Source organism: Microbacterium sp. NPDC056057 (genome assembly GCF_042266945.1).
In the GTDB taxonomy this organism is placed as follows: domain Bacteria; phylum Actinomycetota; class Actinomycetes; order Actinomycetales; family Microbacteriaceae; genus Microbacterium; species Microbacterium trichothecenolyticum_C.
In genome coordinates this window covers 19,137-39,690 of sequence record NZ_JBHJWS010000001.1, presented here as the reverse complement: position 1 = coordinate 39,690, position 20,554 = coordinate 19,137, and the positions used below count along the sequence as shown (strand labels likewise).

Annotated in this window: 21 protein-coding genes; 17 read left to right on the top strand and 4 right to left on the bottom strand. The window is 71.1% G+C overall.

Annotated elements, in window-relative coordinates; all coding sequences use genetic code 11:
* Positions 1-26 precede the first annotated feature (26 nt).
* Entirely contained in the window at positions 27-560 is a 534-nt protein-coding gene (gene ppa / locus ACFC1K_RS00195; RefSeq protein WP_310292821.1) for an inorganic diphosphatase, read from the bottom strand.
* Positions 561-633: 73 nt separating this feature from the next.
* Here ppa and tilS point away from each other — a divergent pair, with 73 nt between their 5' ends.
* Both tilS and hpt read left to right on the top strand, forming a co-directional pair.
* Entirely contained in the window at positions 634-1,629 is a 996-nt protein-coding gene (gene tilS / locus ACFC1K_RS00190) for a tRNA lysidine(34) synthetase TilS (RefSeq protein ID WP_375869930.1), read from the top strand.
* Positions 1,630-1,652: 23 nt separating this feature from the next.
* On the top strand, positions 1,653-2,204 hold the full coding sequence (gene hpt / locus ACFC1K_RS00185; RefSeq protein WP_056372524.1) for a hypoxanthine phosphoribosyltransferase: 552 nt from the start codon (positions 1,653-1,655) through the stop codon (positions 2,202-2,204).
* Between the two features lie 6 nt (positions 2,205-2,210).
* Here the strand turns inward: hpt and ACFC1K_RS00180 are convergent, their stop codons facing one another.
* A complete protein-coding gene (locus ACFC1K_RS00180; RefSeq protein ID WP_375869929.1) occupies positions 2,211-3,251 on the bottom strand; it encodes a hypothetical protein in 1,041 nt (346 codons plus the stop codon).
* 187 nt (positions 3,252-3,438) lie between these two features.
* Here ACFC1K_RS00180 and ftsH point away from each other — a divergent pair, with 187 nt between their 5' ends.
* Genes ftsH through ACFC1K_RS00125 form a run of 11 tightly spaced genes read left to right on the top strand, consistent with a single transcriptional unit; the run spans position 3,439 to position 13,051 of the window.
* The gene (gene ftsH, locus ACFC1K_RS00175) at positions 3,439-5,448 is read left to right on the top strand and encodes an ATP-dependent zinc metalloprotease FtsH (protein ID WP_375869928.1); all 2,010 of its coding nucleotides are present in this window, start codon (positions 3,439-3,441) and stop codon (positions 5,446-5,448) included.
* Positions 5,449-5,457: 9 nt separating this feature from the next.
* Positions 5,458-6,048: a GTP cyclohydrolase I gene (folE, locus tag ACFC1K_RS00170; RefSeq protein WP_375869927.1), complete on the top strand. Its 591-nt coding sequence runs from the start codon at positions 5,458-5,460 to the stop codon at positions 6,046-6,048.
* Entirely contained in the window at positions 6,045-6,872 is an 828-nt protein-coding gene (gene folP / locus ACFC1K_RS00165; protein WP_375869926.1) for a dihydropteroate synthase, read from the top strand. The genes folE and folP overlap by 4 nt, the downstream gene beginning before the upstream one ends.
* Entirely contained in the window at positions 6,872-7,267 is a 396-nt protein-coding gene (gene folB, locus ACFC1K_RS00160) for a dihydroneopterin aldolase (protein WP_375869925.1), read from the top strand. Before folP ends, folB begins: the two co-directional genes overlap by 1 nt.
* Positions 7,264-7,821 carry a 2-amino-4-hydroxy-6-hydroxymethyldihydropteridine diphosphokinase gene (folK, locus tag ACFC1K_RS00155; protein WP_375869924.1) on the top strand — a complete coding sequence of 186 codons (558 nt, stop codon included), beginning with the start codon at positions 7,264-7,266 and terminating at the stop codon, positions 7,819-7,821. The genes folB and folK overlap by 4 nt, the downstream gene beginning before the upstream one ends.
* A complete protein-coding gene (locus tag ACFC1K_RS00150; RefSeq protein ID WP_375869923.1) occupies positions 7,818-8,312 on the top strand; it encodes a DUF3180 domain-containing protein in 495 nt (164 codons plus the stop codon). The genes folK and ACFC1K_RS00150 overlap by 4 nt, the downstream gene beginning before the upstream one ends.
* The gene (locus ACFC1K_RS00145) at positions 8,257-8,835 is read left to right on the top strand and encodes a PH domain-containing protein (RefSeq protein WP_375869922.1); all 579 of its coding nucleotides are present in this window, start codon (positions 8,257-8,259) and stop codon (positions 8,833-8,835) included. The genes ACFC1K_RS00150 and ACFC1K_RS00145 overlap by 56 nt, the downstream gene beginning before the upstream one ends.
* A complete protein-coding gene (locus ACFC1K_RS00140; protein ID WP_375869921.1) occupies positions 8,832-10,676 on the top strand; it encodes a PH domain-containing protein in 1,845 nt (614 codons plus the stop codon). Before ACFC1K_RS00145 ends, ACFC1K_RS00140 begins: the two co-directional genes overlap by 4 nt.
* Positions 10,673-11,386, top strand: coding sequence for a DUF2520 domain-containing protein (locus ACFC1K_RS00135; protein WP_310292849.1), 714 nt, complete (start codon positions 10,673-10,675; stop codon positions 11,384-11,386). Before ACFC1K_RS00140 ends, ACFC1K_RS00135 begins: the two co-directional genes overlap by 4 nt.
* Complete coding sequence (gene panC / locus ACFC1K_RS00130) at positions 11,383-12,228, top strand: pantoate--beta-alanine ligase (protein ID WP_375869920.1); 846 nt, start codon at positions 11,383-11,385, stop codon at positions 12,226-12,228. The genes ACFC1K_RS00135 and panC overlap by 4 nt, the downstream gene beginning before the upstream one ends.
* A 28-nt stretch (positions 12,229-12,256) precedes the next feature.
* Entirely contained in the window at positions 12,257-13,051 is a 795-nt protein-coding gene (locus tag ACFC1K_RS00125) for an MBL fold metallo-hydrolase (protein WP_375869919.1), read from the top strand.
* 27 nt (positions 13,052-13,078) lie between these two features.
* Here ACFC1K_RS00125 and ACFC1K_RS00120 read toward each other — a convergent pair whose 3' ends face one another.
* Positions 13,079-14,311, bottom strand: a complete 1,233-nt coding sequence (locus ACFC1K_RS00120; RefSeq protein ID WP_375869918.1) for an MFS transporter — start codon at positions 14,309-14,311, stop codon at positions 13,079-13,081.
* A gap of 128 nt (positions 14,312-14,439) precedes the next feature.
* Between ACFC1K_RS00120 and lysS the strand changes: the two genes are divergently transcribed.
* On the top strand, positions 14,440-15,954 hold the full coding sequence (gene lysS / locus ACFC1K_RS00115) for a lysine--tRNA ligase (protein ID WP_375869917.1): 1,515 nt from the start codon (positions 14,440-14,442) through the stop codon (positions 15,952-15,954).
* A gap of 29 nt (positions 15,955-15,983) precedes the next feature.
* Here lysS and ACFC1K_RS00110 read toward each other — a convergent pair whose 3' ends face one another.
* The gene (locus ACFC1K_RS00110; protein WP_375869916.1) at positions 15,984-17,291 is read right to left on the bottom strand and encodes a DUF4192 family protein; all 1,308 of its coding nucleotides are present in this window, start codon (positions 17,289-17,291) and stop codon (positions 15,984-15,986) included.
* Between the two features lie 189 nt (positions 17,292-17,480).
* On the opposite strand from ACFC1K_RS00110, the gene ACFC1K_RS00105 reads away from it, so the two are divergent.
* The 3 genes from ACFC1K_RS00105 (at position 17,481) to ACFC1K_RS00095 (ending at position 20,166) form a co-directional block, all read left to right on the top strand.
* Positions 17,481-17,675, top strand: coding sequence for a hypothetical protein (locus ACFC1K_RS00105; protein WP_056372494.1), 195 nt, complete (start codon positions 17,481-17,483; stop codon positions 17,673-17,675).
* A 160-nt stretch (positions 17,676-17,835) separates the two neighbouring features.
* A complete protein-coding gene (gene cls, locus ACFC1K_RS00100) occupies positions 17,836-19,302 on the top strand; it encodes a cardiolipin synthase (protein ID WP_310292864.1) in 1,467 nt (488 codons plus the stop codon).
* Positions 19,303-19,428: 126 nt separating this feature from the next.
* Entirely contained in the window at positions 19,429-20,166 is a 738-nt protein-coding gene (locus ACFC1K_RS00095) for a hypothetical protein (protein ID WP_375869915.1), read from the top strand.
* Positions 20,167-20,554 lie beyond the last annotated feature (388 nt).

Genomic DNA, 20,554 nt, shown 5'->3' with positions numbered 1-20,554 from the left:
GCATCCGGTTCTCGCGTGAAGACGTGTCAGAGCGTGCTGGGCGCGACGCCCTCGCCCTGGGTCGCGGTCTGGCCCTCGTGCTGGGCGAAGCGCGCGAACGCCTCGTCGACCAGACGCTCGGCCTCCGCCGCGTTCGCCCACTCGTCGACCTTGACCCACTTGTTGGGCTCGAGGTCCTTGTAGTGCTCGAAGAAGTGCGTGATCTCCTTCTGCAGGTACTCGGAGATGTCGCCGACATCCTGGATGTGCGCCCAGCGCGGGTCCTTGGCGAGCACGGCCACGACCTTGTCGTCGCCGCCGGCCTCGTCGCTCATCTTGAGCACGCCGACGGGACGGACGCTGGCGAGGATGCCGGGAGCCAGGTCGACGTCGAGGATCACGAGCACGTCGAGCGGGTCGCCGTCCTCACCGAGGGTGTTCTCGAAGAACCCGTAGTTGGTCGGGTAGCCCATGGGCGTGTAGAGGATGCGGTCGAGGAAGACGCGGCCCGTGCCGTGGTCGACCTCGTACTTCACGCGGCTGCCGCGCGGGATCTCGATGACGGCGTCGTACGCGCCCATAGTGGTGCTCCTTCGAAGACTGTGGATTGCCGCGACCAGCCTAGTCGCGGCGCGTCGCGGGTACGGTGGGCGGGTGGAGGAGCGCAGACCCGGACTCGACCCCGCCGTCGCCGAGGTGCGGCTCGCCGTACGCCGCGCGCTCGCCGACCTCGAACCCGGAGGGACGGTGCTCGTGGCCCTGTCGGGTGGGGCGGACTCCCTGGCGCTGGCCGCGGCGACGGCCTTCGAGGCTCCGAAGCTCGGCCTCCGCGCCGCGTCGCTGACCGTCGACCACGGCCTCCAGGACGGATCGACGGATGCTGCGGCCTCCGCCGCGAAGACGTCCGAGGCGCTCGGGCTCGAGGCCCGCGTGGAGCGCGTCGAGGTCGGGGCAGCCGGCGGTCCGGAGGCGGCCGCGCGCGAGGCGCGCTACCGCGCCCTCGCGGACGGTGCCCGGGCGATCGGGGCGGCCGCGATCCTCACCGGACACACGCTCGACGACCAGGCTGAGACGGTGCTGCTCGGCCTCGCCCGCGGCGCGGGCGCGACCAGCCTGCAGGGCATGGCCGAGGCATCCGTCCTCGCGGGCATCCCGCTGCTGCGCCCGCTGCTGGGCGTGCGCCGCGACACGACCCGCACCGCGTGCGCGGCCGAGGCGCTCGAGCCCTGGGACGATCCCCACAACGCCGACCCGCGGTTCGCGCGCGTGCGCGTGCGCGCGACGGTGCTGCCGGTGCTCGAATCCGAACTCGGCCCGGGGATCGCCGAGGCGCTCGCCCGCACGGCAGCGCAGCTGCGCGAAGACGCCGAGGCGTTCGACGAGATGATCGATGAGACGATCGAGGACATCGTCGAGCACGCCGAGGCCGGCATCTCGGTGTCGGCGGCGGCGCTCGCCGCCAACCCGGCGGCGCTGCGCAACCGGATCATCCGCCACGTCGTGGCCAGCGAGTTCCACGAGAGCCTCACGCGGACGCAGACGCTCGAGGTGGCGCGCCTGGTCACGGACTGGTCGGGTCAGGGCCCGATCGACCTTCCCGGCTGCCGCGCACGCCGCGTCGGCGGGCGCGTCGAGTTCACCGCCCGTTGAGCGTGCCCCTCTAGACTCGTCGCATGCGCGCGGCCGACGTTTCCAGCGACATCACCGAAGTCCTCGTCACCGAGGAGGAGATCCGAGCCAAGCTCGACGAGATCGCGGCGCAGGTCGCCGAGGACTACGCCGACGAAGACCTTCTGCTGGTCGGCGTCCTCAAGGGCGCGATCATGGTCATGGCCGACTTCTCGCGCGCGCTCAAGAAGCACGTGACGATGGACTGGATGGCGGTCTCGTCCTACGGCGCCGGCACGAAGTCCAGCGGTGTCGTGCAGATCCGCAAGGACCTCGACACCGACATCCTCGGCAAGCACGTGCTCATCGTCGAGGACATCATCGACTCGGGTCTGACCCTCAGCTGGCTGCTGGAGAACTTCGCGGCCCGTGGTGCGGCATCCGTCGAGGTCTTCGCGCTGCTGCGCAAGCCCGAGGCCGCCAAGGTCGAGGTGCACTGCCGGTACGTCGGCTTCGACATCCCGACGGAGTTCGTCGTCGGATACGGCCTGGACTATGCGGAGAAGTACCGCAACCTGCGCGACGTGGCCGTGCTCGCGCCGCACGTCTACTCCTGAATCCGCTCAGCCCGCGAGCATCTCCACGAGGGCGGGCGGCGCGGCGTACGTCGAGACCATGTCGACGATGAGCCGGCGGCAGCCGTCCAGCTCCACCGTCATCGGCGCCTTCCCCTCATCGTTCGCGTCGAGCACGACCAGGGAACCGGGGACGTCGTCGCACGGCTCCGGCAGCGGCTGAGCGGATGCTGCCGCCTCGAGCACTGCGCGCGTCTCGGCGGCGTCGAGCCGACGGCTGCCGGTGAACCACGCGGTGCCCTCCACGTCGATGGTGGCCCAGGTCGTCGCGCCGGGCGCGGGCGTCGCCGAGGGGTTCGCGGCATCGTCGGTGGAGTACGCGCAGAGCCGGAGCGCCTCGACCTCGCCGGGTGCGGGCGTCCGCGGCGACGCCCACGGCACGGTCTGGATGCCCGTCGACGTCGGCGCGGGGGAGGGCGCGTCGAGCGTCCCCTCCCATTCCTCGAGATCCTCCGGCGAGGCGATCTGCAGCGGCCGGGCCGACCACGTCGGCGCGCATCCGGCGTCGAGCGCCGCGCGCGGCTGCGCGAGCGTGCGCTGCTCCTCGTCGGTCTGCACGACGGCCAGCTCGGCCAGCGCGTCGCCGATCAGGTCGAGCTTCGGCTGGCTGCAGCCGTCTGCCGGATAGCGGAGACGGATGCCTCGGCCCGCAGCATCCGTCAGCCAGATCTGCGGGGCGATCATGGCGATCGCCGCGCACGGGCCCAGCGAGCGCGCGTCGTCGGGCTCGGCCTGAGCGCGCAGGAGCGCCGTGAGATCGCCCTCGAGCCGCTCACGGAGGACGACGGACCAGATGCCCTCGTCGTCCTCGACGGTCTGGAAGGGCACGCAGCGGACGGCGGCGACGGGCTCGAAGTCATCGGGCATGGGGCCGGCTCCGCCGGGGTCGCCGCCCAGGGGATCCATGCCCGCGCACGAGATCTCGGCGACGATCTCGGAGGGCGCCGGCACCTGCGGAGCGGACGCGCAGCCGGTCAGGGCGACGGCCGCTGCGGCGAGGACGATGAGCGAGGGGTGGATGCGGGGCACGGGGTCCTCCTCGTCGTGGGCTCGTGCGGCGCTTCGCCCCCACGCTATCGGGCGGACTGTGATTACGCCCGGGGCGAATGCACAGACGGCGCCTAGGAATCGCGCGATACCCTGATTCAACCGTCGACGGGGGTTTTCCCGTCCGCGGCGGCATGTCGACGAAAGGGGTCGGGCTCGCGCCCGCGCCATGGACTTCAAGAAGATCACCCGCAACCCGCTCTTCTACGTCCTGCTGATCGGGGTCTTCCTCATCGTGGGTTTCTCGCTCATCTCGAGCCTGGGCGGCGCGAAGCAGATCTCCACGCAGGAGGGTCTCGAGCTGCTCTCGGGCGACACGGTCACCGAGGTCGTCAACACCGACGGCGACCAGCGGGTCGACATGAAGCTCTCGAAGGAGTACGAGGGCGCCTCCGACGTGCAGTTCTATTACGTGTCGGCGCGCGCTGACGAAGTCGTCACCGCGATCAACGACGCGAACCCCAAGGACGGCTTCAACGACGCCGTCCCGCGTGCCACATGGTTCGACGGCTTCATCTCGCTCCTCCTGCCGATCCTGCTGCTCGGCCTCCTCTTCTGGTTCCTGCTCTCGAGCGCCCAGGGCGGCGGCAGCAAGGTGATGCAGTTCGGCAAGTCGCGCGCGAAGCTCGTGACGAAGGAGATGCCGCAGGTCACCTTCCAGGACGTCGCGGGCTCCGATGAGGCGATCGAAGAGCTCGAAGAGATCAAGGACTTCCTCAAGGACCCCTCGAAGTTCCAGGCGGTCGGCGCCCGCATCCCGAAGGGCGTGCTGCTGTACGGCCCTCCCGGAACGGGCAAGACGCTCCTCGCCCGCGCTGTCGCGGGTGAGGCGGGCGTGCCCTTCTACTCGATCTCGGGTTCGGACTTCGTCGAGATGTTCGTCGGCGTCGGCGCGAGCCGCGTGCGCGACCTCTTCAGCAACGCCAAGGAGAACGCGCCGGCCATCATCTTCATCGACGAGATCGACGCCGTCGGCCGCCACCGCGGCGCCGGCATGGGCGGCGGTCACGACGAGCGGGAGCAGACGCTCAACCAGATGCTCGTCGAGATGGACGGGTTCGACCCCAAGGCCAACGTCATCGTGATCGCGGCGACGAACCGCCCCGACATCCTCGACCCGGCGCTGCTGCGCCCCGGCCGCTTCGACCGTCAGATCGGCGTCGACGCCCCCGACCTCAAGGGCCGCACGAAGATCCTCGAGGTGCACGGCCGCGGCAAGCCGCTCGCGGACGGCGTCGACCTCGAGGTCGTCGCCCGCAAGACACCCGGCTTCACCGGTGCCGACCTCGCCAACGTGCTGAACGAGGCCGCGCTCCTGACCGCCCGCTCGAATGCCCAGCTGATCGACAACCGCGCCCTCGACGAGGCCATCGACCGCGTGATCGCCGGCCCGCAGCGCCGCACGCGCGTGATGAAGGACAAGGAGAAGCTCATCACGGCGTACCACGAGGGCGGTCACGCGCTCGCGGCGGCGGCGATGAACCACACCGACCCCGTCACGAAGGTCACGATCCTCCCGCGCGGCAAGGCCCTCGGCTACACGATGGTGCTGCCGCTCGACGACAAGTACTCCGTCACGCGCAACGAGCTGCAGGACCAGCTCACATACGCGATGGGCGGGCGCGTCGCGGAGGAGATCGTGTTCCACGACCCGACCACCGGCGCCTCCAACGACATCGAGAAGGCGACGAACATCGCCCGCAAGATGGTTACCGAGTACGGCATGACCGGCGACATCGGCCCTGTCAAGCTCGGCCAGTCCTCGGGCGAGGTCTTCATGGGCCGCGACATGGGCCACGGGCGCGAGTTCTCGGAGCGCGTGGCCGAGCGGGTCGACGTCCAGGTGCGCGACCTCATCGAGCAGGCGCACAACGAGGCCTACGAGGTCATCAACGCCAACCGCGACGTGCTCGACAAGCTCGCGCTCGAACTCCTCGAGAAGGAGACGCTCGACCACCTCGAGCTCGCCGAGATCTTCAAGGACGTCAAGCGCCTCCCGCCGCGCCCGCAGTGGCTGTCGAGCGAGCAGCGCCCCGTCTCGGAGCTGCCTCCCGTCGAGGTCCCGCAGCGTCGCGGCGAGGCAGGACTCGCCGCGAGCGTCGAGGCCGACGAGCTGCCGGCCGCCGAGAAGGCGACCAAGCGGCGCCCCACCGGACAGGCGCGCCCGGCGACCGCGTAGGCTCGGCCTATGGCCGTCGATCGTGAGCGCGTCGCCGCGCTCGTGCGCGAGCTGCTCGAGGCGATCGGCGAAGACCCCGATCGCCCCGGACTGAAGCAGACACCCGAGCGGGTCGCCGACGCGTACGCCGAGTTCTTCGCGGGAGTGGGGGCGGATGCTGCCGCCCCGCTCGCGCACACGATCTCGGTGTCGCGCGGCCCCGCTCCCGACACGCTCCCCTCCGGAGCGGTGATCCTGCGCGACATCATCTTCCGCTCGGTGTGCGAGCACCACCTCCTGCCCTTCCGCGGGCACGCGCACCTCGCCTATCTCCCCGGCGAGCAGGTCGTCGGCCTCGGCGCACTGCCCAAGGTCGTCGACATCCTGTCGTCGCGGCCGCAGGTGCAGGAGCGCCTGGGCGAGCAGATCGCCGACGTGATCGCCGGTTCCCTCGACGCCCGCGGCGTGCTCGTGGTGCTCGACGCCTCGCACGAGTGCGTGACGATGCGCGGCGGACGCCAGCCGGATGCCTCGACGGTGACGATCGCCGCCCGCGGGGAGCTCGCCGAACCGGCCGCGCGCGCCGAGCTGGTCGCGCTGATCGGGGCCGGCCGCTCATGACCCTCATCATGGGCGTCGTCAATGTGACGCCCGATTCGTTCAGCGACGGCGGGCGGTACGTGGATGCCGAGGCCGCCGTCGCCCACGGACTGCTGTTGCGGGCGCAGGGCGCGGACATCCTCGACATCGGCGGTGAGTCGACCCGGCCGGGCGCTGAGCGCGTGCCGCCGGAGGTCGAGCAGGAGCGGGTGATCCCCGTCGTGCGCGCCCTCTCGAATGCGGGGGTCGTCGTCAGCATCGACACGATGAACGCCTCGACCGCCGCCCTGGCGGTCCAGGCGGGCGCGCGGATCGTGAACGACGTCTCGGGAGGCATGGCCGACCCCGGGATGCTGGCGGCCGTCGCCCCGACCGACGCGGACGTGGTGCTGCAGCACTGGCGCGGCCATTCCGCCGACATGTACGCGCGCGCCGTCTACGACGACGTCGTGGCCGAGGTGACGCGCGAACTCACCGCCAGGATCGAGGCCGCCGCGCAGGCGGGCATCGATCCCGCGCGGATCATCGTCGACCCCGGCATCGGCTTCGGCAAGCGCGGAGAGCAGAACTGGCAGACCTTGCGAGGTCTCGACCGCTTCGTCGCGATGGGGCAGCGGGTGCTGATCGGCACCAGCCGCAAGCGGTTCCTCGCGGACGCGCTCGCGGAGGATCCCGCCGACGCCTCCGAGGCCCGCCGCGACCTGGCGACGGCGGTGACAAGCGCCCTCGCGGCGCGGGCGGGCGTGTGGGCGGTGCGCGTACACGATGTCGGCGCCACACGGGATGCTCTGGTGGTCGCCGACCGCTGGGCCGGTGCGGATCGAACAGGCGGCCAGGAGGGCTGATGGACTTCATCGACGAGATCACGCTCACCGGCGTGCGCGCCTACGGGTATCACGGGGTGTTCGAGGACGAGCGCCGAGAAGGTCAGGAGTTCGTCGTCGACGTGACCCTGTCCCTCAGCACCGCCGAGGCGGCCGAGACCGACGACGTGGCCGACACCGTGCACTACGGCGAGGTCGCCGAGCGCATCGTCGCGATGGTCGGCGGCGAGCCGCTGAACCTCATCGAGGGCGTCGCGGCGCGCATCGCCGACGACCTCCTCACGTACGACCTCGTGCGCATGGTCGCGGTCACGGTGCACAAGCCGCAGGCCCCGATCACGGTTCCGTTCTCCGATGTGGCGGTCACCATCCGCCGCGGCCGCCCCGTCGAGCCGGCGTGGACGGTGGGCTCGTGAACCGTCGACTCGCGCAGGGCTTCGACGGCGACGCCGCACGTCATCCGCGGGAGGCGGTCGAAGCCGTCGTGGCGCTCGGCGCCAACCTCGGCGACCGCGCCGAGACGGTGACCGCGGCCATCAAGGACCTCGCCCGCGTGCCGCTCGTCGACGCGGTCCGCGTGTCGGAGCCGATCGAGTCGGTCGCGCTGAAGCCGGAGGGACCGGATGCCTCCGCCCCGGCGTACCTGAACGCCGTGGCGATCCTCACCACACGCCTGGCGCCCTCGGTGCTGCTCGGCTACCTCCACGCGATCGAGCAGCGGCACGGCCGGGTACGGTCGGGTGCGCGTTCCGCGCGCGAGGGTGGCTGGGAGGACCGCACCCTCGACCTCGACCTGATCGCCTACGGCGACGTCGTCAGCGACGATCCGCGCCTGCTGCTGCCGCATCCGCGCGCGGCCGAGCGCGACTTCGTTCTCGGGCCCTGGCTGGCCGTCGATCCCGACGCGGTGCTCCCGGGCATCGGCCGGGTCGACGAGGCGCTGCGCCGGCTGCGGACGGAGGGCCGATGAAGCGCACGGGTGCGGGCGTGCTGATCATCGCCGCGGTCCTCGGGGTCGCGGCGGGCTTCCTCGTGGACCAGCTGCTGACCTCGGCAGGAAGCCCCACGTTCACTCCCGCGGTGACCCTGCCCATCCTCCTCGTGCTGCTCGGGGTGGTCGTGATCGCTCTGGCGATCCCGATCCGTCGCGCCACATACGGCATCACCCAGGCGAAGGTCGACCCGTTCCGCGCCGTGCGCATCGCGATGCTCGCGAAGGCGTCCAGCATCGTGGGCGCCGCGATCGGCGGCCTGGGTGCAGGCCTGTGGATCTTCCTGTCGACCCGGCCGGTCACGCCCTCGCTAGGCTCGTTGGGAACGGTCATCGCGACGACCGTGTGCGGCGCCCTGCTGGTCGCCGCGGGCCTGGTCGCGGAGCACCTGTGCACCATCCGGAAGGACGACGATGACGAACAGCCCGGAGAAGATTCCGGACTCGAACCCCGCATCCACGACCACTGAGTCGGCCCCGGAGTTCGAGCGGCTCGTCGAGCCGCGGTCCGAGAACCGTCTCGCGCTCGCGGGCGGGGTGTGGCACCAGATCTCGCCGAAGTACGTGACGGTGCAGCTGATCTCGACGGGGTCGTTCCTGCTCGTGGTCATCGCCGCGACGCTCGTGCTCACGCTCCTGATGCACCAGCTGTGGGCGTGGATCCCCGGCGGCATCATGACCGTGATCCTCGCGTGGACCCTCGCCATCCTTCCGCGCCAGGCGCGGGCGATCGGGTACCAGCTCCGCGACGACGATCTCGTCTTCCGCCGCGGCATCCTGTGGCAGCGCTTCGTCGCTGTGCCCTACGGCCGCATGCAGCTCATCGACATCACGCACGGTCCGCTGGACCGGGGCTTCGGCATCGCGCAGCTCAAGTTCGTGACGGCCGCCGCCGCGACCGGCGTCGTGATCCCGGGGCTGGCGCAGTCCACCGCCGAGACGCTCCGCGACCACCTCGTGGAGGTCGCCGAGAGCCGGCGCACAGGGCTATGAGCACGGTTCCCCCTGCTGAGCCGACGCCTGCCGGCCCCGGCGTGCCGCCGCCGCAGCTGGTGCGATCACCGCTGAGCGACGGCGAGTGGCATCGTCTGCATCCGCTGACCCCGCTGCTGCGCGGCGGACTGTTCCTCATCGTCGTCATCGGCATCATCTTCGCGAACCTGCGCGACCGGCTGCTGTACATCTTCCTGCCGTGGCTCGCCCCCGGGGTGGGGGACGAGGTCGTGGAGTGGGAGCAGGTCGGCGGCGACCCGATCGACTTCATCATCGCGAACAATCTCTACGTGCTGGCCGGCGTCGCCGTCCTCGCGGTTCTCATCGTTCTCGTGACGGTGTTCTACACGTCGTGGCGCTTCCACACCTTCCGCATCACCGACGACGACGTCGAGGTTCGCAGCGGCATCCTGTTCCGCACGCAGCGGCGTGCGCCCCTCGACCGCGTGCAGGGCGTCAACCTCACGCGGCCGATGATCGCGCGGCTGCTGGGTATGGCCAAACTCGAGGTCGTGGGCGCGGGCACCGACGCGAACGTCAAGCTCGAGTACCTCTCGACCGCCAATGCCGAAGCGGTCCGCGCCGACATCCTCCGTCTCGCGTCGGGGCGCCGCCTCGCGATGGCCGCCGGCCCCGCCGGTGCGGCCGCGCCGCGACAGTCCGGCAGGGTGGCTTCCCTCAGCCAGACCGTCGGACGCGAGATCACGGGCCTCATCGAGGGGCCCGAGGCGCCGGTGGCCGAGCGGGAATCCGTCGTGCACATCCCGGTCGGCCGGCTCGTGGCATCCCATGTCCTCAGCGCGTCGACGCTCGGACTGCTGTTCGCCATCGTCGCCATCGTGATCGGCGTCAGTCAGGGCGTGACCTGGCTGCTGTTGGGCTTCGTACCGGCGATCATCGGTTTCGGCGCGTACTGGGTGCGCTCGATCGTGCGCTCGCTGCGCTACTCGATCGCGCCGACGCCCGACGGCGTGCGCATCACGTTCGGACTCTTCACGACGATCACCGAGATCGTCCCGCCCGGCCGGGTGCATGCCGTCGAGGTGACGCAGGGGGTCTTCTGGCGCCCCGCCGGATGGTGGACGATCCGCATCAACCGCCTCACCGGCCGCAGCGCCGCCGACAGCACGACGGATCAGTTCACGACCGTGCTGCCGGTCGGCACCGCGGCGGACGTCGAGCGGGTGCTGCGCCTCCTCCAGCCCTCGCTGCCCGACGACGAGCGGGCGCTCATCGTGCAGCAGGGCATGTTCGGGCCGACCGACGACGACACCTTCACGAACACGCCGAAGCGCGCGTGGTGGATCCGGCCGTTCTCGTACCGCCGCAACGGCTTCCGCCTCACCGAGGACGTGCTCCTGATGCGCCGCGGCGTGGTGTGGCGCAAGCTCGTGGTCCTGCCGCTCGCACGCCTGCAGAGCTTCGCACTGCACCAGGGCCCTCTCGACCGGGCGACGCGCGTGACCAACGTGCGCGCGCACGTCGTCACCGGCCCTGTCTCGCCGTTCCTCGCGGCCGTCGACCGCGACGCCGCCCTGGCGCTGTTCGACGACGTCGCCCACGGTTCGGTGCGCGCGGCGATGGCCGACCGCACCCACCGCTGGGCCCAGGACGACATGGTCCCCACGCCCCCTCCAGGCGCCGCTGGCGCGTCGCCCGGAGCCTCCGGGCGCGTGGGCCCAGCTGAGGCCGCCGTGGGCCCGGCCTCCGAGGCGTACGTGCCCGTCGCTGCGGCGGCCGTTCCACCTGCCGCCCGTGCAGATGCTCAAGCGGCAGCATCCGTGCCCCCGCCGCCTGCGGGCTACACGATCGCTCCCGAGCCGAGGGAGGACCGCGCGTGAGCCGCGACGGTCGCCTGGGCGTCGGGATCATCGGCGCGGGCCGGGTCGGCCCCGTCCTGGGCGCGGCACTCGCCGGAGCGGGGCACGCGCTCGTGGGGATCACCCAGGGCTCCGACCCCGAGCATGTCGAGGCGATCCTGCCCGGGGTTCCCGTCCTGGACGCCACCGAGGTCGCCCGCCGGAGCGAGCTGGTGATCGTCGCGGTGCCGCACGACCAGCTCGAAGGACTCGTCGGCGGTCTGGCGGAGGTCGGCGCGTGGCAGCCGGGGCAGCTCGTGCTGCACACGGATCCGGCCTTCGGCACCGGCATCCTGTCGGCCGCCGTCGCGAAGGGGGCGATCCCGCTCGCCGTGCACCCCGCGATCGAGTTCAGCGGAACATCGATGGATCTGCGTGCGCTCGCGAGCGCCTACGCCGCCGTCACCGCACCCGCTCCGGTGCTGCCGATCGCGCAGGCGCTGGCCGTCGAGCTCGGCTGCGAGCCCGTCGTGGTCGACGAGTCGGCTCGCCCCGCGTACGCCGAGGCGATCGCGACGGCACGCGACTTCTCGCGCTCGATCGTGCGGCAGGCGACAACCCTCCTCGCCGAAGCGGGCGTGCCGCACCCGGGCTCGTTCCTGTCGGCCCTCGCGCACACGACCATCGACCACGCGCTGGCGGAGGCGGGTTCCGGGCCCGGAGCCGAGCCCCCCGCTACGATCCAAGGATGATCAGCACCGTCGACGAGCTGCGCGCTCGGCTCGCCGAGGTCCGCACCGCCGCCCCAGGGGCGCGCATCGCGCTCATCTCCAGCATCGGCTCGCTCCACGACGGGCACATCGATCTCGTGCACCGCGCGCGCGAGGTGGCCGACGTCGTCGTCGTATCGGTGTTCGTCAACCCGCTGCGCTTCGCCTCGCCGACCGAGTTCGCCGCCTACCCCCGGACCCCCGACGAGGACGAGCGCCTGCTCGAATCGCTCGGCGTCGACGTCGTGTTCGCACCGGAGGCGAGCGAGCTGCTCCCGGACGGCGCGGCGACGACGAAGGTGACCGCGGGCGACCTCGGCCTCCGGTACGAAGGGCGTGCCCGCCCGTTCTACTTCGACGGGCTCCTGACGATCGAGGCCAAGCTGTTCCATATCGTCCGGCCCGACGTCGCCGTGTACGGCGACCGGGACCGGCAGCGGGTGTTCCTCGTGCGCCGCATGATCCGCGACCTGTTCTTCGACGTCGAGGTGGCGACCGTCGATACCGTGCGGGGCGACGACGGCCTGCCGGTGTCGACGCGGGTCGGCATGCTCGAGGACCGCGACCTCGTGGCCGCTGCGCTCCTTCCGGCTGCGCTCGACGCGGCGGCAGCGAACGCGGACCGCGGCGTCGACGCATGCATCGCCGCCGCACAGTCGACGCTGATGGGGGAGCCGCGGATCCGGCTCGAGTACCTGAGCGTCGTCGACCCGGCGACGTTCCTCCCCGTCGACGAGGGCAGCAGCGGCCCCGCCCTCGCCCTCATCGCCGCCTCGGTGGCGGGGCACCGATTCATCGACAACGCCGAGATCTACCTGGGCTGACGCCCGGGTACGAGGGCTGGGAGGCGACATGCGCGTCACACGGATCGGCGGTCCGACCGCCCTCGTCGAATGGGAAGGCTGGCGGATCCTCACGGATCCCACGTTCGACCCGCCCGGCCGTACGTACTCCTTCGCTCTGGGCACGTCATCGCGCAAGACCACCGGCCCCGCCATCCCGCTCGAGGAGATCGGCGCGGTCGACGTGGTGCTGCTGAGCCACCATCATCACGCCGACAACCTCGACGACGCGGGTCGGGCGGGACTGTCGGCGGCGCGGACCGTGCTGACCACGGTCGCGGGCGCGAAGGCGCTGACGAAGGACGGCGCGCATCCCGACGCCCGAGGCCTCGCCGCCGGAGATGCCGTCACGCTGACCGCCGAGGGCAAGCGCGACCTCCTCGTCACCGCGACCCCCTGCCGGCACGGGGCTCCGCTCACCGGGCCGATCGTCGGACCCGTCGTCGGGTTCGCGCTCTCGCTCGGGGGCGCGGGACGGCCCGGCCTGTGGATGACGGGCGACACCGTGATGTACGGCGGCCTGCGGCGCGCGGCGACCGGGCTGCGGCCTGAGGTGGCGCTCGTGCACATCGGCGCGGTGAAGTTCCCCCGCACCGGGCCGCTCTCGTACACGATGGACGCCGACGACGCGGTCGAGCTCGTCGGGCTCGCCCAGCCCGACGTGGCCGTGCCGATCCACGTCGAGGGTTGGAGCCACTTCTCGCAGCAGGAGGAGGCCGCCGCGGCGGTCTTCGACGCCGCCCCGGGGCCGGTGCGGGAACGGATCCGCTGGGCGCCGCTCGGCGTTGCGGTCGACCTGCCCTGAGGCGATCCGCGGAGGCTGCGGCCGGGATCACCCTGCCCGGTCGTCCGACTGCGTGCGTGCCGGGAGAGAGTGACGCCGCATCGCGACACCCGCGCCGAACGTCGCGAGGAGCACGACGGCGGAGAAGACGAGGAGCACTGTCGTCTCGCCCACGAAGGGAAGGCTCAGTCCGACGAGCAGCACCGGTGCGACGAGGCCCCCGTACGCGATGAGGAAGAGGAGTGCGAGAGTCTCGCCCCGGCGGTCGGGCGCCGAGAGGGCCCCGGCCGCGGCGATCGCCGAGCGGAACATGATGCCGGCGCCGGACCCGGCGACGATCCCGCCCGTGATGAACAGCGCGAGGGCGGGGATCAGGGCACCCGCGGCGATGGACACGAGTCCGACGACGAAGCACAGCATGGCGATGAGGAGCTGCGCCCGCTGGGCGACGCGGACCAGCAGCAGCTGCGCGAGCGCTGCGGCGCCGAAGACGGCGAAGACGGTGGCCCCGTCCACGAGGTGGTCGGACACGTGGAACGTGTCGTGGAGGAATGTCGGCGCCAGCGACGTGAACAGCGCGAACAGCGCGAACGAGGCGGCCGCGCCGGTGCCCGCCGCAGCGAAGGCCGCGCCGGATCCGGCGGGGAATGCGAGCCGCTGCGGTCGGTAGGCCGGATGCCGCGCCGACGTGTCGACCGTCTCGGGCACGTGGCGCAGCACGAACGCCGCGGCGATGAAGAGCACGAGGAAGACGATGTGCGGCAGCTCGAGGGGGTCGGGGGCGAACTCGGCGAACAGGCCGCCCACGAGTGGTCCGAGCGCGAGTCCGCCGAGGTTGGCGGCTCCGGCCACCGACGCCGCGACGACCGCGGTCTCTGCGGGGCGCGCCCTCGCGCGCAGCTCGGCGAGGTGAGCGGTGGCCGCGGCGCTGAGCATGCCCACGCTGACGCCGTCGACGAATCGCGCGACGATGAGGCCCGGGACCGAGTTCCACACGATGAAGACGACCGCTGCGAGCGCCGAGACGAGGACCGCGATCACCGCCATCCGGCGTCGTCCCGCCCAGTCGCTGATGTGGCCGATCAGGAACAGGCTGAAGACGACCCCCACCGCGAACGCGGCGAAGATGAACGTCACGACCGGAACGGGGAAGTCGTCGGCCGCCTGGTACAGCGGGTACAGCGGCGTCGGGACCGTGGCGTAGGCGGTGACGCTCGTGAAGGCGGTCGCGACGACCCAGAACCCGGCGAGATCCGACATCGTGCGACGAGCTTGCGACATCGCGTCGTCCGATCGTGTCGAGGTGGGCGTTCGAAGGACCGGCCCCGACCTTACTCGCACCCTTGAGCACCTCGGTAGACTTGGGGGTCCGCGTTCTGCGGAGAACACCCCACCGAGGAGCCCACCCCGTGACCGACGCGACCGCGCCCGACGAGCCGACCGAAGAAGAAGTCTTCGAGCAGAAGGCCGTGCGGCTGGCCAAGCGCGAGCGTCTGATCGCGGAGCGTGCGGATGCCGCGGGTGGGGCCTACCCGGTCAGCCTGCCGATCACCGACACCATCCCGGCCCTGCGCGATCGGTTCGCCGACCTCGAGGCGGGCGCCGAGACCGGCGTGACCGCCGCGGTCGCCGGACGCATCGTCTTCAGCCGCAACACCGGAAAGCTCTGCTTCGCCTCGCTGCAGGCGGGTGACGGCAGCCGCATCCAGGCCATGGTGTCGCTCGCGGCCGTCGGCGACGAGTCGCTGCAGGCCTGGAAGGAGCTCATCGACCTCGGAGACCACGTCTTCGTCTCGGGTGAGGTCATCTCGAGCCGCCGCGGCGAGCTGTCGATCATGGTGTCGCAGTGGCGCATCGCGTCGAAGGCCGTGCTCCCGCTGCCGAACCTGCACTCCGAGCTCAGCGAAGAGAGTCGCGTCCGCAGCCGCTTCCTCGACCTCATCGTGCGCGACCGCGCGCGCGACACGGTCCTCGCACGCGCGAAGGTCAACGCCAGCCTGCGACAGACGTTCGCGTCGCACGACTTCATCGAAGTCGAGACCCCGATGCTGCAGGTGCAGCACGGTGGAGCGTCGGCACGCCCGTTCATCACGCACTCCAACGCGTTCGACACCGACCTGTACCTCCGCATCGCGCCCGAGCTGTTCCTCAAGCGCGCCGTGGTCGGCGGCATCGACCGCGTCTTCGAGATCAACCGCAACTTCCGCAACGAGGGCGCCGACTCGACCCACAGCCCCGAGTTCGCGATGCTCGAGGCGTACCAGGCGTACAGCGACTACAACGGCATCGCCGACCTCACGCAGGAGCTGATCCAGAACGCGGCCGTCGCGATCTCGGGCTCGACCACGGTGATCTGGGCAGACGGCACCGAGTACGACCTGGGCGGACAGTGGGACCGCCTGTCGATGTACGAGTCGCTGTCGGAGGCGGCGGGCCGCTCGATCACGCCCGAGACGCCGTTCGAGGACCTGGTCGCGCTCGCCGAGGCCGAGGGCGTCGACCTGCCGCCGCACGCGATCCACGGCAAGCTCGTCGAAGAGCTGTGGGAGCACTTCGTGAAGCCGGGCCTCGTGCGCCCCACCTTCGTCATGGACTTCCCGATCGACACGAGCCCGCTCGTGCGCGAGCACCGCTCGATCGCCGGCGTCGTGGAGAAGTGGGACCTCTACGTGCGCGGCTTCGAGCTCGCGACCGGCTACTCCGAGCTCATCGACCCGGTCATCCAGCGGGAGCGCTTCGTCGAACAGGCCAAGCTCGCCGCGAAGGGCGACCTCGAGGCGATGCGGATCGACGAGGAGTTCCTGCGCGCGCTCGAGCACGGCATGCCCCCGACCGGTGGCATGGGCATGGGCATCGACCGGCTGCTCATGGCGGTGACCGGGCTCGGCATCCGCGAGACGATCCTCTTCCCGCTCGTCAAGTAGTCCGCCGGCGGGATCCTCCCGCGCGCGGATCACCGGGCGCTCGCCCTCTGGAACGCCCAGTCCGGCAGGTGCCCGGCGTTCACGAACGACAGCACGATCTGCGACAGCCCGTGCTCGGGCTCGATCTCGCACGCGCGGTCCGCGTATGCCGCCGCATGGGTCGAGCGACCGAGAGCCCACGACAGCCATGCGCACATCGCGAGCGGACCCGGCTGCGCGTCCCGCGGCGCGACGGCGGCGGCCCGACGCGACAGCTGCAGAGCGGTCTCGAGCCGCGGCACCTGCGGCCGGTCGCCCTCTCCCCACATGCGCATCGCGAGATGCGCCGGATACTCCTCTCCCGACTCCCACCGCAGCTGCGCATCGAACGCCTCGTCGCCCTGTGCCAGGTTGCCGCTCCACTGCACGAGCGCGACATCCCGCAGCGACGGGCGCGCGAGGCACCACACGAGGGCGGCGACGTCGTACGCGTCCGCCGCATCGCGCGGCCGTGCGAGGGCGTCCTCGAAGAACCCGGGCAGATCGTCGAACCGGCAGACCGCCGCGAGCGCCTGCGGGTCGACCCGCGCTGCCTCGTCGGTAACGGATGCCGCAGCCTCCGCCGCACCCGACACCGGCGCCGGAACGGGGCCGAGGTCGCTCACCCGCGCGCTCGGCAGCGCCGCGCTCGTCGCGCCCTCCGTTCCGCGGGCGGAGCCCGTCACCGCGTCGTCGCACGCGGTGCGGGCAGATCGCGCGGTGCGCGCCGCAGTCCCGCCGTCCGCCTGTGGTCCGCACAGCACCGCCACCGCCGTGTCGAGCGCCGTCATCGCCTTCGCGACCCGCTCCCGCTCCTCGGGCGAGCACTCCGGCAGGTCGGCGCCCGTCGACTGATCGCCGTCCGGCTCCGGGATGTCTCCGGAGCCGATCCACTCCAGGTCGCCGAGCGATCTCCCCGTGGCGGGACACTCCGCGTCGAGGAACGAGCCCCACCCGTCGGCGCCGACGCACAGCAGATCGGTGACCCGCAGGCCGCACGCATCCGCGCGGCGCTCGAGCGCGGCGAGGAGGTCGCGATGCGGCATCCGTCCTTCGTCCTGGAACCGTGCTCCGGTGTACGCGATCGCGGCGACGGCATCGGCCTCGGGGAGCCGGCACACCATGCCCGTGACGGTCGCGGCGATCCTGCCGACGGCATCCTCGTCGCCGTCGGGGAGGTCGAAGCGCATCGCGCCCAGGCTGCGGGCCCCGTGGAACGGGATCACCACGAGGCTCTGCGTCGGGTGGTAGCCGAGCATGCGGGGGACGAAGGAGAGGAACTGCGCGGCATCCGCGGCTTTCACGATGGTGGGGGTCATGAAGGCGACTCTGGCGATATCGTCGCGCATACCCGGGGCCGGTCTCGGCCGATGTGGAGTTCTCGCGAAATCCCCACCGCGGCGGGAATGGGGGAGGAGCCTCGACGCTCCTGTGGACACTTCACGTACCAGACGACCATCCAGGCCACTGGGGAGGAGGCGATACCCGCACCGCGTATCCTTGAAGACATGGATTACTGGGTCGCGGCGCTCTGGACGCTCCTGCCGACCGTCCTCGTGTCGCTGATCTTCTTCTTCGTGCTGCGCAGCATCGTCCGCGCCGACCGCACCGAGCGTCGTGTCTACGCGAAGATCGAGGCCGAAGAGCGCGCCAAGCGCGGGCTGCCGCCGGTGGCGCCCGGCACCGCCTCCACCGACGCCTGATCGGCGCCGGCGGCGACGCCGCGGGCCGATCACGCGCGGCACCCGCCGACCTCGCCCGGATGCGGGCCGCGTCCGCCGCCCCCGATAGTGTGGGGCACACCGCTCGATCGGCGTGCCCGATCGAGTCGGTCCGCCCGACGCCGGGGAGAGGCTCCGCTCGATGATCACCGTCACGTTCGACGCGACGTGGTGGGTGGTGCTCGTCTTCATCGTCGACATCGTCATCCGCGTCACGGCGATCATCGTGGTTCCGCGCAACCGCCGACCGACCGCGGCGATGGCGTGGCTGCTGGCGATCTACTTCATCCCGATCATCGGCGTCTTCCTGTTCCTGCTGATCGGGAACCCGCGGCTTCCGCGCAAGCGCCGTCGCAAGCAGGAGCGCATCAACGACTACATCCACGACACCAGCGCGTCGCTGGACTTCGGAACGCTGCGCCCGCACGCGCCGAGCTGGTTCACGTCGCTCGTGACGCTCAACCGCAATCTCGGAGCGATGCCCCTGGCGGGCGACAACGCCGCACACCTGATCCCCGACTACCAGGAGAGCCTCGACGCGATGGCGGACGCCATCCGCGAAGCCGAGCGGTTCGTGCACGTCGAGTTCTACATCCTCCAGGCGGATGCCGCGACCGACAACTTCTTCCGCGCGCTCGAAGAGGTGGCGGCGCGCGGGGTGACCGTGCGTGTGCTGCTCGATCACTGGGCGAACCGCGGCAAGCCGTTCTACAAGCGCACGCTCAAGCGCCTGACCGGGATGGGCGCGCAGTGGCACCTCATGCTCCCGGTGCAGCCGCTGCGCGGCAAGTACCAGCGGCCCGACCTGCGCAACCACCGCAAGCTCCTCGTCGTCGACGGACGCGTCGCGTTCACCGGCTCGCAGAACGTCACAGCCTCGACGTACAATCTGCGCAAGAACATCAAGCGCGGCCTGCACTGGGTCGACCTCATGGCGCGGATCGAAGGCCCGGTCGTGGCATCCGTCAATGCGGTCTTCTTGAGCGACTGGTACAGCGAGACCGACGAAGTGCTCACCGAGCAGATCGACCTGTTCGACGTGACCAGCGGGCCGGGCGATCTCGACTGCCAGATCATCCCCTCCGGGCCGGGCTTCGAATTCCAGAACAATCTCAAGCTCTTCGCCGGTCTGCTCTACGCGGCGCAGCGCAAGATCATCGTGGTGAGCCCCTACTTCGTGCCCGACGAGGCGATGCTCCTGGCGATCACGACAGCGTGTCAGCGCGGCATCCACGTCGAGCTGTTCGTGTCGGAGGAGGGCGACCAGGCGATCGTCTACCATGCGCAGCGCAGCTACTACGAGGCGCTGCTGCGCGCGGGCGTGAAGATCTGGATGTACAAGAAGCCGTTCATCCTGCACACGAAGAGCCTCACCATCGATGACGAGGTCGCCATCGTCGGCTCGAGCAACATGGACATGCGCTCGTTCGGTCTCAACATGGAGATCTCGATGCTGGTGCGCGGCGAGGAGTTCGTGCGCCAGATGCGCATCGTGGAAGACAAGTACCGCTCGCTCTCGCGGGAGCTCACGCTCGAGGAGTGGGAGAAGCAGCCGCTGCGCTCGACAGTGCTCGACAATCTCGCACGTCTGACTTCGGCGTTGCAGTAAGGCGTTCTCCCGGCGGATCGTGACCTTGACGTGACCGGACTGCTGAGATTCCGGGGCGTTTTGCGACACGATATGGGTGACGGATGCCGCGGGGGATGGCGTCCGCGGAACTCCAGGAGGCCTCGCATGCCCGTTCGCTCCCGTTCATTGCTCGCCGGGCTCGGCCTGGCGCTGCTCACCGCAGGACTCCTGACCGCCTGCGCGACGCCCGCCGGCAGCGGCGGCACCACCCCCTCGCCGGCCGCGACCGGCAAGAGCGACGACAGCAACGAGCAGGAGGTCGGCGCGGCCTGGCTCGACGGCGGCCGCATGGTCGGCATCGTCACCCAGGGCAGCTCGACGTGCATCCCGGTCGCCGAGGAGGCGACGTTCGAAGACGGCGTGATGAAGGTTACGCTGGTCGACGCCGAGGGCGACAAGGCGTGCACCGCCGACCTCGTGCCGCGCGTGACGTTGGTGGGCGTTCCCGACGGGGTCGACCCCGCGAAGGGCGTCGAGATCGAGGTGACCGGCGACGGCTGGCACGGCGACACCGACCTCGACGGCGTCGAAGGCCTGAAGGCGGGCGGCGAGACCGACTACCTGCCGAGTGCGGGCTGGACCGACGTCGACGGCCAGTTCGTGATCCTGTCGTGGGGCTCGTCCTCGTGCGCTCCCACGATCGAGAACACCGAGCCGACCAGCGCGACCGAGGTCACCGTGACCTTCGTGACCCCGCCGGCCGACCAGGTCTGCACCATGGACATGGCCCCGCGCGGCGTCGTGACGGCGGTCAACGGCCTCGAGGACGAGGACGCCGAGACCTTCGCCATCCTCACCGGCGGCGAGTTCGACAACATCCGCATCCCGATCTACCCCAACTGACCCGCGGATGGACGGATGCCGCGGCATCCGTCCATCCCTCAGTCAGCCCTCCCCGCCTGCTGCCGCCTCGCCCGCCCCCTCGCGCCCGCTCGCCTCATTGCTCCGCGGTCACTTTTGGCGCGTTCCGAGCCTCGGGTCCCGCCCTTTCCGACTGCGGAACGCCGTGGGCGGGGCCGAGTACGCCGGCGCCCGGCACCTTTAGTTCCGCAGTCACTTTTGGTGCGTTCCGAGGCTCCGGACCGGCCCTTTCTGACTGCGGAGCGGCAGGCGGGGTTCCTCCCCAGGAGCGGCGAACGGTGCCGTCGTCCACAGAAGGCTGAACCGAGCGCCACCGCGAGCGACCGCGCGGTCAGGATCGGGCGGCATGCGCAGAATGCCGTTGCCGGAC